This is a genomic window from Saccharothrix variisporea, from assembly GCF_003634995.1.
In the GTDB taxonomy this organism is placed as follows: Bacteria; Actinomycetota; Actinomycetes; order Mycobacteriales; family Pseudonocardiaceae; genus Actinosynnema; species Actinosynnema variisporeum.
Genome location: NZ_RBXR01000001.1, coordinates 5,781,256 through 5,794,190, shown reverse-complemented (window position 1 = coordinate 5,794,190; position 12,935 = coordinate 5,781,256). Strand labels below are relative to the sequence as shown.

Annotated in this window: 15 protein-coding genes; 10 read left to right on the top strand and 5 right to left on the bottom strand. The window is 63.3% G+C overall.

Going from position 1 to position 12,935, the window contains the following annotated elements; genetic code table 11:
* Positions 1–305: 305 nt before the first annotated feature.
* The gene (locus DFJ66_RS42245) at positions 306–3,893 is read right to left on the bottom strand and encodes an NACHT domain-containing protein (protein ID WP_147459369.1); all 3,588 of its coding nucleotides are present in this window, start codon (positions 3,891–3,893) and stop codon (positions 306–308) included.
* 491 nt (positions 3,894–4,384) lie between these two features.
* On the opposite strand from DFJ66_RS42245, the gene DFJ66_RS26360 reads away from it, so the two are divergent.
* From DFJ66_RS26360 to DFJ66_RS26340, 6 genes are all read left to right on the top strand, one after another.
* Positions 4,385–4,642, top strand: coding sequence for a hypothetical protein (locus DFJ66_RS26360; protein ID WP_121224796.1), 258 nt, complete (start codon positions 4,385–4,387; stop codon positions 4,640–4,642).
* Complete coding sequence (locus tag DFJ66_RS26355) at positions 4,642–4,860, top strand: hypothetical protein (RefSeq protein WP_121224794.1); 219 nt, start codon at positions 4,642–4,644, stop codon at positions 4,858–4,860. Before DFJ66_RS26360 ends, DFJ66_RS26355 begins: the two co-directional genes overlap by 1 nt.
* Positions 4,861–4,947: 87 nt before the next feature.
* Positions 4,948–5,679 (top strand): hypothetical protein, encoded by a 732-nt coding sequence (locus DFJ66_RS45335; RefSeq protein ID WP_342776977.1) that lies wholly within the window; start codon positions 4,948–4,950, stop codon positions 5,677–5,679.
* The gene (locus tag DFJ66_RS45330) at positions 5,676–6,257 is read left to right on the top strand and encodes a hypothetical protein (RefSeq protein WP_342776976.1); all 582 of its coding nucleotides are present in this window, start codon (positions 5,676–5,678) and stop codon (positions 6,255–6,257) included. The genes DFJ66_RS45335 and DFJ66_RS45330 overlap by 4 nt, the downstream gene beginning before the upstream one ends.
* Positions 6,258–6,356: 99 nt before the next feature.
* Positions 6,357–6,812 (top strand): hypothetical protein, encoded by a 456-nt coding sequence (locus DFJ66_RS26345; RefSeq protein WP_121224792.1) that lies wholly within the window; start codon positions 6,357–6,359, stop codon positions 6,810–6,812.
* 41 nt (positions 6,813–6,853) lie between these two features.
* Positions 6,854–7,651: a hypothetical protein gene (locus DFJ66_RS26340; RefSeq protein ID WP_246029916.1), complete on the top strand. Its 798-nt coding sequence runs from the start codon at positions 6,854–6,856 to the stop codon at positions 7,649–7,651.
* 61 nt (positions 7,652–7,712) lie between these two features.
* Here the strand turns inward: DFJ66_RS26340 and DFJ66_RS26335 are convergent, their stop codons facing one another.
* The 3 genes from DFJ66_RS26335 to DFJ66_RS45125 are packed head-to-tail and all read right to left on the bottom strand — an operon-like array spanning position 7,713 to position 8,604.
* Positions 7,713–8,057, bottom strand: coding sequence for a hypothetical protein (locus DFJ66_RS26335; RefSeq protein ID WP_121224788.1), 345 nt, complete (start codon positions 8,055–8,057; stop codon positions 7,713–7,715).
* Positions 8,058–8,062: 5 nt separating this feature from the next.
* Positions 8,063–8,392, bottom strand: coding sequence for a hypothetical protein (locus DFJ66_RS26330; RefSeq protein ID WP_147459368.1), 330 nt, complete (start codon positions 8,390–8,392; stop codon positions 8,063–8,065).
* A 5-nt stretch (positions 8,393–8,397) separates the two neighbouring features.
* Positions 8,398–8,604, bottom strand: coding sequence for a DUF6232 family protein (locus tag DFJ66_RS45125; protein WP_147459367.1), 207 nt, complete (start codon positions 8,602–8,604; stop codon positions 8,398–8,400).
* Positions 8,605–8,870: 266 nt separating this feature from the next.
* Between DFJ66_RS45125 and DFJ66_RS26325 the strand changes: the two genes are divergently transcribed.
* Genes DFJ66_RS26325 through DFJ66_RS44495 form a run of 4 tightly spaced genes read left to right on the top strand, consistent with a single transcriptional unit; the run spans position 8,871 to position 11,764 of the window.
* Positions 8,871–10,238, top strand: coding sequence for a replication initiator (locus tag DFJ66_RS26325; protein ID WP_121231780.1), 1,368 nt, complete (start codon positions 8,871–8,873; stop codon positions 10,236–10,238).
* Between the two features lie 19 nt (positions 10,239–10,257).
* The gene (locus tag DFJ66_RS26320) at positions 10,258–10,425 is read left to right on the top strand and encodes a helix-turn-helix transcriptional regulator (RefSeq protein ID WP_397556275.1); all 168 of its coding nucleotides are present in this window, start codon (positions 10,258–10,260) and stop codon (positions 10,423–10,425) included.
* The gene (locus DFJ66_RS43620) at positions 10,422–11,477 is read left to right on the top strand and encodes a hypothetical protein (RefSeq protein ID WP_246029914.1); all 1,056 of its coding nucleotides are present in this window, start codon (positions 10,422–10,424) and stop codon (positions 11,475–11,477) included. Before DFJ66_RS26320 ends, DFJ66_RS43620 begins: the two co-directional genes overlap by 4 nt.
* A 38-nt stretch (positions 11,478–11,515) precedes the next feature.
* Positions 11,516–11,764 (top strand): site-specific integrase, encoded by a 249-nt coding sequence (locus DFJ66_RS44495; RefSeq protein ID WP_246029913.1) that lies wholly within the window; start codon positions 11,516–11,518, stop codon positions 11,762–11,764.
* A 218-nt stretch (positions 11,765–11,982) separates the two neighbouring features.
* Here DFJ66_RS44495 and ddaH read toward each other — a convergent pair whose 3' ends face one another.
* Positions 11,983–12,861 carry a dimethylargininase gene (gene ddaH, locus DFJ66_RS26310; RefSeq protein ID WP_121224783.1) on the bottom strand — a complete coding sequence of 293 codons (879 nt, stop codon included), beginning with the start codon at positions 12,859–12,861 and terminating at the stop codon, positions 11,983–11,985.
* Positions 12,862–12,935 lie beyond the last annotated feature (74 nt).

Below are 12,935 nucleotides of genomic sequence, written 5' to 3'. Positions count from 1 at the left end.
CGCCGTTGAGCTACGATGTCGTCCAGGGCGACACCGCCGGGTTCATCCTGGTTGTGAAAACGAGCCAGCCACATCCGAGTAACTGGATCAACGCACCTGCCGCTCGGTCTAGCTTGCCCACGTCGCCGCCAGCATCCGCGCAGCCCTGGCCAACGGGAAATTGCTACGCTGCTCTGGACAATCTTTGGTGGGCCCCCTCCCGGCTGCATCAGCGCATGTGGAAATTCACGAGACTCTCTGGGAAACCACGGGCGCGACCAGGAAACCAGCCATGCAAAGATGCGCCAGCTTGGAGCAAGCACATACTAATCCAGGAGGTCTTGGTCGAACCACTGATCCCTCAGCGCAACCGTAGCCAAGGGCGCTATTCTGCGCCCAAGATCGGCTGTCAGCGTTTCGTTCGCCGTTGTCACCATGCCGTTTGGAAGGTCGGCGGCACGCCTCAGTGCTTCCCTGGCCTGCATGACAGTGAGCGGAGACGTTGGCCTGATGACCGCAGGATAAGGAACTGCACTACGACGTACAATCGAGTATGCCTCAGCCAGATTACTTAGGCGTTCGCTGGTCCAAGCCGCCTTCGATTCATGTGACATGGCACCCATCCAGGCGGCGCTAGCCAGGCCAGCAAGCGTCTTGTTTCGCTTCTGGCGCGCCACTCTCGTAAGGATGGGCACCTCCTCCACAAGCTTCAATCGGCGCGAAAAAAGGTACGAGGTTTCAGGACCGAACCGGGCGAGCATACCGGATTCGATGCCATCGTCCGCACTCGCGCCCGATTGACGATAGGTCATCCGAAGCACACGCAATAGATATGGGTCGATCGCCCTGGCCCATCGATCCAACCGCGCACGGCTTTTAATGATAACCGCAGTAGGCGCCCACCGGACCGCACAGCAAAGCGCAAAGAATGCTTCATTTCCGGCATCAATACGCTCCAGTTGCTCCATCCACCAACCGACATCGTGGCGGCGCTGACGTGCATAGCGTGCGCGAAATACCGGGGACACTGCTTGGTCGGACAGGTTGTCGACGCCACTTCGGTTTAGGTTACCGCTCTTTACCTCACCGGCAGCAACTGCGAGTGCGAGGGTTCTCCTGCACTGGCCGCCAAGGATTTGCTCAAGCGCGTCATTAAAAGCCACCCATGCGCCGAGATCGTTTCGGACGCTCCTGCGCCAGGTTGACCTAAACAACTCTGAAACCTCAAATGCCAGCGTCGTGGAGGCTTCATCCAAATGCGACTCGCTAAGTTGACGACCGTGGAGAAAGACCCGAGACTTTTTGTTCGCAATCGTGAGGTCTACGCTTTGAAGTGAGGCTATCGCCATCGCGTCGACGGCGGTCCTGCCAGTACGACTCGGCACAAGATCGAGCCCGAGGCCGTCCCGAAAAACGTCGGTAAACAGCGAGAAATCGTCTTCATTTACGACCGCTTTACCGGCTGGCACTGCCCGAGTATAGGCATTCCACGACAGGAGGTCACGGTCAAACTGCCGTAAAATGTCAAGGCGTTGTGAATCACTGAACTCGGGTAAAAGGTTCATTGACAACGCAACCTTAAGCCATCGCCGCCGCGCCAAAGTATCCGAAGCGGCCAACCACCTATCGAACCACCAAGACTCGAGTCCCGGCACCGAATTTACGGACAGAAATTGTGCCGCTCCCGGGTCGTAGATGCCTGTTGACGCAAGCTTCTCAACCCGTTTAATCATTGCTTCTGCAACTTCTTCGCCGCCCGAGTCGGGGGGAATCGACAAGTCTTCTTGCGCTGCATATAGCAGGGCGACAGCTCGGTCTGATGAAACAAGGCTAACCACTCGCGTCAGCGATCGAGGCTTCTGTGAAAACACCTGGTCACGTAGAAGTGAAAGCGCCGCAGCGCGCGAGTACGCAATTAGGGCGAAGTCGCTATCCTCTTGAACAACGAGGTCTTCAAGGAGTTCCGCGAGGTTGGCCAGTTCACCAACGTCGGAGAATCCGGCATAGAATCGTGTTACATTCCACCAGTAAGGATTCTTCAGTAGGGCTTCAAACCGATCAGAACGATTACCGCTGCGCTCCGCACCCTGACTCGACGGCCTGGCGGTTGCATAGAGATACTTCGCGGCGAAGTATTCGCGAAGTGGCTGCACCTCGAACTCGAAAGTCTTCTCCACACGACTGGTTAGAACCATCACACGGTCAGTCATGCCGGTAAACAGTTGATCGACTAGATCAATTTTTTTCTTCTTGTAGCCACGCGACTGCAGGTAGCTCTTCAGCAAGGCTTTCAGCTTGGTCTCGGAAATATTTCCGTTGGACTCGCCCACTTCCGCCCGGCAGTGCAATTCCCACGCAACGTAACCGTGTAGGTCGAGGATTAACTCTCGCTCATCGCGAACGATTGCACTTTTTTCCGCTTCGCGGTCAAGGAAGGTTTCCATGTAGTCACGATACAGAGCTGTACGCTTATCGGGGAGGGATAAGCCCTTCTTTCGTACGAGCCACAATAGAATTGCCAATTGCATTGGGTTTCGGGCGAGATCGACGATGTGAGGCTGCCCCAGTCTTTGGCCGAGAACCTGCCGGATCTCGTGAGCGGCCTGATGCGCAACGTTTCGGGATCTCAGCCATCCGTCCGTGTACTCAAGCACAGAAGGAAGCGGAAGGTCGCCAAGCGTTAGATAGTAGTACTCCCTTTTGGAGAATCCGGGAGTTTTAGCGAAGGAACTTGGGCGACTCGTCGCGATTGTACGCAGCGATGGACTAAACGGCTCGATTCGTGCGAGCGCTTCGTTAACACACGCGACTACGGCTCGCCGATCATTCAAGTCAGGCACTTCGTCGAGGCCGTCAAGTACCAACAGGGCGGGGGTGGCTCGCAGCACAAGGTCGAGATCGGACACAGTGAAGTCCATTCCGCCTGATGCACGACGAATTTGAGCTGCGAGAAACGACTCCAAACTGGGAGACCAATCTCCAGGTGTGCCAGTGTTCGTGACGTCAAACGGGTCCTGCCTGCGGAGCCATGCTGCTAAGTCACGGAAGTCAACATGCAGTGGGAGGCGAATGGCACTCGACCGATGCTCTGACGGAAACTTCCCGACATCGCTATGATTCAAAAGGCGGGCGCGATGCACCTGACATAGATACTGGCCGATAGTCGACTTACCTTGTCCAGGAGCTCCTTCGAGCACGAACTTCTCTGATTCGGGCGAAAGCTCTGTCCTGAAGATCTCCGACAAAAGTAAGCTTGCAGTTGGAACGCCAGCAAACCGATTACTAGTCTTGAAAGCTGCCAGAGTGTGATCTTCAAGCAGGCCTTCCCATTTATTGATCGCCGCCGCCTTGCTAGAGGAGCGAACGAGCGAACCGTCCATGTTTTCAAGGAGGCGGCTATACGTGGCATCGTAACGCTCACCTGAGCGGGAGAGCGCAAGCGGAATGTCGATGAAAACATCCAGAAGCTGTGGCTCGAGTTCGGCTTGTTTAAACTTAACCACACGATCACGGCGATACTGGTGAGCAAGATACTTCACCAACGCATTAGTGCGGTGATCGCCCTTCGCGATCTTGATAAACTCGGCTTCGTCAATATCTGGATGCTTGAGGTTCAGCAGTTCGGCGATACCCAAAAAGTCCCGAAGCAGTCCGTAGGTTCGCTTTATTTCCCGTTCACCATCAAGGCGTCGGTCAATGTCATCCCGCCACCAAACCTGAGCAGGGATCGGAAGTTCGCTATCAAGCCAAGTTTGAACGCGGTCACGAGTTCCATTGTCAAGATGCGAGGAGCATTGAGTGTTTGTGATGAGGATGTACTTTTTAGCGCCCCGAGCAGCCAGACGTTGAACCTTTATAACCTCGCCTTCGAGCGCCTCGATTGCCCATTTTTCGATCTCCTCGGCGCTGGCCAACCTGTTAGGTGTAGGCTTGCGGTATTTGACCTGGTAAATGATGCAATCTGCGACTCCCTCCTTCGGAATGACCGCATCTCTGCCTCCGTCTGGCATTCCAACCGGAAAGCATTGCACGTCCGGATACCTAGTGGCGAGTAGGGCTTGACAGAGTTGTTGGAAGCGTTCTGCGCCTAACGACTCGTAGTCATATTGCACCGTCACACTCGCCTCCGCATCAGGCGTGCCATCCGATAACCGGTTCTCTAACCGCGCTGACATGTTAGCGCCATGCTTCTGCCCTGAGTACCGCATACGACTGCAGACTTTTGGTCTGGACCATGCACGTTGGCAAGGTGGCGAAGCCGCCGAGGCAGCCGAGCGCCCCAACCAGCCCTGTCAACCATCGCACAGGGCGCTCGTCCTGGCCTGATCACCGACGTAAGCGTCTCCCTCGCGGGTTCTGGGGTTCGCCGTGGTCCCCGATCGAACGGAGGAGGGCACAACGGCAGATGGCATCGAATCGGAAGGCTGAGGAGCGGTACGCGAATCTGGTCAACTCGATCGACTTCGTGACGGAGCAGTTCGGGCCGCTGGACAGGTTGATCGCCAAGATGCGGGAGAACCCGGCTCCGCCCGGGTCGTGGCGGGTCACGCCGCCGGACGAGTTGAAGAAGTTGCTGGCCAAGGTCCGGCAGAACCTGACCACGTTGAAGGATCGGGCGGTCCAGTACGAGACCGAGTTGAAGACCCGGGAGTGGAAGGTCTGATGTCACAGCAACTGACCACCGCGTTGGAGTGCCTGGACACGGCGATGAAGCAGCTCCAGCGAGCCACGTTGGACATCCCGTATCGGCGGGAGGGCTTCAAGGCCGATCACAATACGTTCGTGCGATCCGTGGCGGAGTTGAGGACGAAGCTCTCCTACTCCCGGTCGCAGCTCGAACCGGCGTCGGTGCGGCGTCGGCGGAAGGGGCCGCGCAAGTAGCGCGCCTGTAGATCACTTCACGGCAACGGCCGATCACCGCGTCTTGGTGGTCGGCCGTTGCCGTGCCTGGACGTAGAGGGTTTCACGATGGTTGAGCTGCCTTCGGGCACGTCCCGGCGTTCGGCCGGCTGGGAGTTCCGCACCGTGCGGTGGCTGGTTCGCCACCCCGGTGCGATGGTCGCTCCGAGTGGGGTCGGGGCGGCGCTGGTCGAGTTCGGGCCGCACCTCACGGGCGGTGTCGTCGGCAGCCTGGCGGTCGGCACGGCGGCTTGGTACCGGGGGCACCCGGACACCTTCGACGCCTGGGCCGCTCCGGTGCTGCGGGCGTGGCGGCGGCGTTGGACGGGCGCGTACACCGGTCGACGCTTAACGAATCTGATGGGCTCGTGCGGGCTGACGAAGACGCACCACAAGACCGGGGAAGTCCTGGTGCCCCGCGTGCTGTGGGTCCGGTCCTGGTCACCGTCGATCGACACGGTCCGGGTGCGGCTGGTGCCTGGACAGGCGCTGCGGGCGTTCTCCGCCGTGTTGCCGGAGCTGGCGGCAACGCTCAAGGCCGAACGGGTCGCGGTCGAACAGGGCAAGCCCGGTGAGGTCGTGCTGATCGTCCAGCAAGACGAGCCGTTCAACCGGGTCATCCCGGCACCGGAGATGCCCGAGTCCTCCGACGCGGTGAACCTGCGTTCGCTGTGCCTGGGGGAGACGGAGCTGGGCGGCGAGTGGCGCGAACCGCTGATCGGCACCCATCACCTGACCGCCGGCGCGGGTCGGGCAAGAACTCCGTGGTCATGGCGAAGCTGCGGGCGGTCGCTCCGATGATCCGTGACGGGCTGGTCCGGCCCTGGGTGTGTGACCCGAAACTGTTCGAGTTCGTCGCCTTGAAGCCCATCCTGGACGGCCGCTACGCGGACAACCCGGAGGACTGCTCGGAGCTGATCGAGCGGTTCGTGGACAACATGACCCGCAAGCAGAAGCGGTTGCAGCGCCTGGGGAAGCGGTCGGTGCCGGTGTCGCGGGAACATCCGGTGGACTGGCTGATCCTCGATGAGGTCGGCTTCCTGATGGCCTACAACTCCGAGTACGCGCACGCGATCGTCAACGCCTGCTCGGTCATCGCCAGCATGGGCCGCGCCACCAACGACGTGTTGGACGTCTACGTACAGGAACCGTCCAAGGACGTCCTGCCCATCCGGGACCTGATCCCGCACCGCGTATGCCTGCGGGTCACCTCCGAGCGGTATCCCGACATGGTGTTGGGAGAGGGTGCCCGGGAGCGGGGTGCGATCGCTGACGAGATCGCCGCTGACGGCTCCACCGCCGGTATCGGCTTCCGGGTCGACCCACGCTCCCGCACGCCGCGCCGAGTGCGCGGCCTACACCACCGACGCCGATGTTGACGCCCTGGTGGCGTTCGTCAAGGCCGGTCCCGCCGACTCCGGCTCGGGCCTGCGCGTCGTCGCCTGACCCGGTATCCCTTCTCACGCTTGGGGTTTGCCATGCCTTCGTACTCGCTGGACCGGATCATCCGCACCCTGCGGTCGTTCATGTGCTCTACCGGGCTGCCCCGGCCGGACCGGTTGGTCATCTCCACCCGGTCCGGGTCGGTGCACGCCGAGTTCACCTCCGGCACCGCGCCCGACCGGTTGGCCGCGCTGCTGCTGTGGACCACCCAGCTCGACGGGCTCACGCTCACGTGGACACTGCGGCCGGACAACACGCTGACGGTCGCGGCCACGGCTCGAAACCGCGCGGGGCTGACGTTCGGCTTGACCGCTTCGGCGGAGGTCTCGGCCTTCGGCGGCGTCCCGGTGGGCAAAGCCGCGGTGACCCTCGGCCCGTTTCGGCTGGCCCCGATTGTCGTGGAGCCGGTGACGTTCGAGGAGGTTGCCCGCCTGGTCCAGCTCGGCCGCGTGGTGTCGGCTCGGAGTACGCGGGTCGGGCTGGCGGCATGAGCGGTGCAGCGCCCGAGGGGAAGGCCTCCGAGACTCGGGCCGTGCGGCGGCTGCGGGCTCGCCTCGCTGAGTCCCACCAACTGCACGGCCTGACCTCGGACCCGCTGCTGCACGCGGTCCGCCTGGAACGCTTCCGCGTCTCGGTGACCCGCTCCATGTGGTTCTTCCTCGCCCTGGGCCTGGGCTTCACCACCACGGGCGTCCACGAGTTCCTTGCCGGACACCTCACCCCGGCGGCCGTCCTGTGGTGGGGCGCGTGGCTGGTCGAGCCGGCCCTGGCGGGCATCCTCGTGACGCTGCTGCGCTGGGAAGCGGAGATGCTGTCGCAGGGCCTGGCCGTCGACGCCGCGCCGGTCGTGTGGCTGAAGCGGCTCCTGCTTGGCGCGACCCTGGTCACCAACGTGTGGTCATCGCTCAACCCGCCGTCCGGCTCGGTGCAGTACGGCGTGGTGTTCCTCCACGTCGTGGTGCCGTTGGTCGTGTTCCTCATCGCGGAGGTCATGCCGGTGATCCATCACCGCTGCAACACGGCCAGAGAACAGGCGCTGAACGCCGCGCAGCCGCACCCGGCACCCGGGTCGGCACTCGCCTCGCCGCGTCTGGCCACGTCACAGCCCGTCCCATCGTCTCCTGCGGCGCAACCTCCAGCGCGTCCGGTACCCCGGACCTCGCTGAAGCTCCCGGCACACCTGCAACAGCAACTCGCCGACATGGCGGAGCAAATCCGCAGTAAGGGCCGCACAGTCACAGCCGCCGATATCCAGTCTCGGGTCAACGTCCCGGACGCCTTCGCAGCACTCCTCGCCAAGCAGTTCGACGGCGAGCGGCCGCGCCAGTGACCGCGTTCCAATAGGCGGCGAAACTTGCCGGTGGGATCTTGGAGCATTCAAGGCCGCAGCCTTACAACATGCGCTCCGTGAGTGCGACGATAAGCGCGGCCACGCCATCCTTAACAACGGACAAGACGCCGTCCCTGGCTCCTCCTGCGATGGCGTTGCGCAGGGCTGGGAGTCTGCTTGGCTCAGCTTCGACGGCAGCCGCGAGTTCGGCCGGGTCGGCTACGGTCCCGTCTTCACCTACCACGCCGTCACGGGTCAATTGAGCAATAAACGCGCGCAGCTCCGTAACGGCCTCCTCTAATTTTTCGGGAGACGCGCTTCTCGCGTTGTCGACGGTGATCGAGTTGTTTTGCCCGGACTGCCGGTACACGTCTCGACCGACCTTGTCCCCGAAGACGAACTCCACGACAATTACCCTTCTTCCTGCGGGCTGACGGTGATGCTATTTCCGGAGCCACCCTGGATGTACTTGTCTCTGGCGATTTTGTCGCCGTAGACGATGTCACCGGAGACGTGCACGACTCTTTCGTCTGCTGGCGGGTTCTCGATGGCACGGTAGATCTCATCCCTCACCCGCTCCATCGCCTGACGGTCAGCACCCCACTGGGTCGTGTACCGTCCGCCCGTTGTCTCTATCGCAAGAGCATATTTGGTCCGGACTGTCATGCGGTAGAAAACGAGCCCGATCAAGTAGATCAGTCGCGCTGCAACCGGCACACCAACCAGCAATACGATGATCATGTCGATCACAGCTTTCCGGTGACAACTAGAACCGCAGCGAGCAGTAACGCAAGTATTGCGATCTCAACCAGAGGATGCATGCGAGTAAAGGTCTTACGCGGCGTCATTTTCACGACTTGAACCCTGGAGATATGCGCGAGGGAAAACATCTGACCGCCGATATTCAAGACCCTCTTATCGATTCGAATTTCGCCGGCGTCGCCGTTGGCCATATTTCACCCTTCGTCAAGCATGAAGCTCCTCGGTGTTGCCGCTCTGCTGCCGAAGGGCGACCGGGAGGCGTCCATCTTCACCCCGTCGCGCCCGGCAGGAAAGGGGCTCTCCAGATCGGTCGCCCACTTGAGTGGACACGTTACAGACACGGTCACCCACATGGACTAGTTACGCAGTTAGCGCACGTCAACGGGGCATGACCACCAACCACAGGTCATGCCCCGCCTTTCGTCGTTCTCACCACTACCGGAAGGGGGTGCCCACCTTGGTCCTCACTCTCAACGACCGCATCGCGGACAGGGTCCGGCGGGCCGACTACCGGGACTGGCGCGACAAGGTCACCGCGATCGGCGGATGCGCCCAACCCATCCGCCTGTTCGGGGTCTGGCAGCTCCACAACCTCGACAGCACCAAAGTCTTCGCCCACCTCGACGGAGACGTCATGGTGCCGTGCGGCAACCGCCGCGCCTCGGTCTGCCCGGCCTGCTCCGACCGCTACGCCGCCGACGCCTTCCACCTCATGCGGGCGGGCCTGGCCGGCGGCACCAAGGGCGTCTCCGAGACCGTCGCTGAAAAGCCCCGCGTTTTCTTGACCCTGACCGCCCCGTCCTTCGGCTCGGTCCACAACCGGCCTACGACCGCCGGCGGCAAGGCCCGGCCGTGCACCGGGTGCGGTGCGTTCCATCACCCCGACGACCCACGTATCGGCGGCGCGGTGGACCCGGGCGGCTACGACTACGAAGGCGCGGTGCTCTGGCAAGCCCACGCCGGCAAGCTGTGGCACCGCTTCACCATCGCCCTACGACGCGCGCTGGCCCGTGCGGCGGGGCTGACGGTGCGGGAGTTCAAGGACCACGCGCGGCTCTCGTACGCCAAGGTCGCCGAGTACCAGCGGCGCGGACTGGTCCACTTCCACGCTGTCGTCCGCATCGACGGCCCCGAGGGCTCCCACGACCCGGCGCCCGCCTGGGCCTCCGTGGACCTGGTCGAGCACGCAGTACGGGCCGCCGCCCGGTCGGTCCTGGTCGAGGCTCACCGCCCGGACGGCACCGTGCTCGGCCTGACCTGGGGCGAACAGGTCGACGTCCGGCCCATCCGCGCGGTGGCGGCCGGTGAGGTCGAGGACCAAGCGGGTGCGGTCAGTGACGCCAGGCTCGCCGCCTACGTCGCCAAGTACGCCACCAAGGGCACCGGGGCACGCGACACCCCGGACCGCCCGATCCGCTCCCAGCTCGACATCGACCACCTACGGGTCTCCGACCACCACCGCCGCATGATCCAGAGCGCGTGGGACCTCGGTGACCTGCGGTTCTACGAAGAGCTGAACCTGCGCAAGTGGGCGCACATGCTCGGGTTCCGCGGGCACTTCCTGACCAAGTCCAAGCACTACTCGACCACCTTCAAACGCATCCGCGAAGACCGCCGGGCCTTCCGGGCCGCCGAAACCCTCGAACGGCTCGGTCTCGAAGCGGACTCCGTGGTCGTGGTCAACGACTGGGCTTTCGTCGGCTCCGGCTACAGCAGCGATGCGGAGCGGGAGCTGGCGGCGGCACTGGCCGAACGCCTACGCGCCCAACGCCAACGCAAGTACGCACGAGAGGAGGACACCCATGAACCTGCCGCCGCTGCCTGACCCGCAAACCATGCTCACCGTGGCGGAGTTCTGCGCCATGCTCCGGATCTCCAAGGACACGTTCTACAAGTGGCGGCAGATTCCCGGGGCTGCCCCCGTGGCCCACAAACTGCCCAACGGGTCGCTGCGCATCTCCGGGGCGGACTACAACGCCTGGCTCCAGACCTTGAGGAGTGAGGCGGCGTGAACCTCACCTACAAGGTCAACGTCTGGGAGCTGAAAGTCCTCCAGCCGGGCAAGAACGGCAAACGCCGACACAAGCCCTACGGCGTTCGCTGGATCACCGCCGGCCACGAACACTCCGAGTGGTACGCCACCAAGAAGCTCGCCGACAAGCGTCGGAACAAGCTGATCTCGGCAATGGAGGACGGTGAACCGTTCGACATCGTCACCGGTCTGCCGAAGTCGGAAGCGCAGGAACGCTCGGCCCGGACGCTCCTCCGGCTTGCGCAGGAGTTCGTTGCCCACGAGTGGAAGGGGGCGGCTCCCAACACGCGGAAGCGCTACGTGGACACCTTGGCGATTCCCGTTGCCGAGTTCGTGACCGCGACCAAGGGCCGACCCGACGAACGGGTTCTTCGTCGCGTGCTCACTGGGCACCTGTTGCTCCCTCAGGACAAGCGCACCCGGGAGTTGTCACCGGACGAATTGGCGGCGGCTCGGTGGATTGAAGCGGCTTCCCGGCCGGTCAAGGAGCTGAACAAGATCGAGACCGCAACGCTGCTGCGGTCTCTCGGGCAGAACCTCGGGGGTAAGCCGGCGGCGGACTGGACCACCCGCACGCGGCGGGGCGTGCTGCATCACCTGTTCAAGTTCGGCGTGGACGCGGAAGCGATCCCGGCCAACCCCGTGACGGGCCAGAAGGCGGCCAGTCAACGCGGCAACAGTGAGGTTGACCCTCGTGTGGTCGTCAACCCTGATCAGGCGCGGAGCTGCCTCGCTGCGGTGACCTACGCCGGCCGCAGACCTGGTCGGTTCGAGTACCTGTTCGGGTTCTTCGCAACGATGTACTACGCGGCGATGCGGCCTTGTGAGGTCAACCGGCTCCGGGAGCAGGACTGCAAGCTGCCCGAGTCCGGCTGGGGCGAGCTGCTGTTGGAGAAGAGGAGCGCAACCTCAAGCGGCGGGCACAGGGCGCGGTCCGGCCGGTGCCGATTCCGCCGGCGCTCGTCACCATCCTGCGGTGGCACCTCGACACCTTCGGCACGACACCGGATGGCCGGCTGTTCCGAGGGTTGAAGTCCGGGGCACCGGTCAGCGCGTCGGTGTACTGCGACGTGTGGAAGAAGGCGCGGGCGCTCGGCCTGAGTCCGGAGCAGGCCCGGTCACCGCTGGCCGGCGACCTGTATGACCTTCGTCACGCCGCCGTCTCGACCTGGCTCGCCGCAGGGCTGCCGCCAGCGGAGGTCGCGGAGCGGGCCGGGCACACCGTGGACGTCCTGCTGAAGGTCTACGCGAAGGTGCTCGACGGCCAGCGCGAACCCTCGAACCGGAAGATCGACGCACTGTTGGACGGTGCTGGGTAGGGCGTTCCCGCAGGTAAGATTTGATGACAAGGCCCCCGGCACTGATCTTGCCGGGGGCCTTTGTTGTTCCGTGCATGTTCCGTGAGCGGTGGCGGACGGCCGCAGTAAGTGACAGTGACTCACCTACGGCCGCCACAGCCGATAGGGGTGTTTGCGCTGGTCAGCATGGCTATTCCATCCTGACCAGCGCAGACCTCAAGACCTCGGAACGGGCTGTTTCAGTCCCGGAGTTCCATCGTGCAGCACTTCGGGCCGCCGCCGGACTTGCGGAGTTCGGAGATGTCCACGAAGACCGGCTCGAAGCCGCGCTTCGCCACCTCCTCCGCCAGGTGGGTGGCCTCGACCGGCAGGACGACGTGGCGGCCGTCGGAGACCGCGTTCAGGCCCAGGCACTCCGCGTCCTCGGCGGTCGCGATGACGGCGTCCGGGAACAGGCGGCGCAGCACTCGTTGCGAGCCCGGGGAGAAGGCCTCGGGGTAGTACGCGACCAAGTCGTCAGCCAGGACGAACAGGGCCACGTCCAGGTGGTAGTACCTCGGGTCGACCAGCTGCAGGGAGATCACCGGCACGCCCAGGACCTCCTGGGCCTCCGAGTGCGCCAGCGGGTCGGTGCGGAAGCCGGTGCCGGCCAGCAGATACTTGCCCGTCCAGGTGAAGTCGCCCTCCGCCTCGTTGGTGCGCTCCGGCATCACCACGTTGGTGTAGCCGTTGGCCAGGAACCAGCGGCGGAAGTGGTCGGCTTCGGCGGCTCGTTGTTCCGCGCGGAAGCGGGAGCCCAGGACCTGGCCGTCGATGACGGTGCCGGAGTTGGCCGAGAAGACCATGTCGGGCAGGCCGGGTTGGGGCTCGATCAGGTCGACCTTGTGGCCCAGGCGCTCGTAGGTGTCCTTCAGGTCCGTCCACTGCTGGACAGCCAGCGAAGTGCTGATCGGCTGGGTCGGGTCCATCCACGGGTTGATGGCGTACTCCACCGTGAAGTACTCCGGCGGGCACATGAGGTACCGACGGGTGGTCGGCACGCGCACGGGGGTGGCGGGCGTGGTGACGCCCAGCACGATCGGCTCGTCGCCGGGGCCCAGGAGGGAAACCGAGGTCATGGATCGAAGGGTAAATAACCCTCAGACCAGCGAACAACGCCGCAGTATTGCGTCTTCTAGTGCAGAATGTTGCG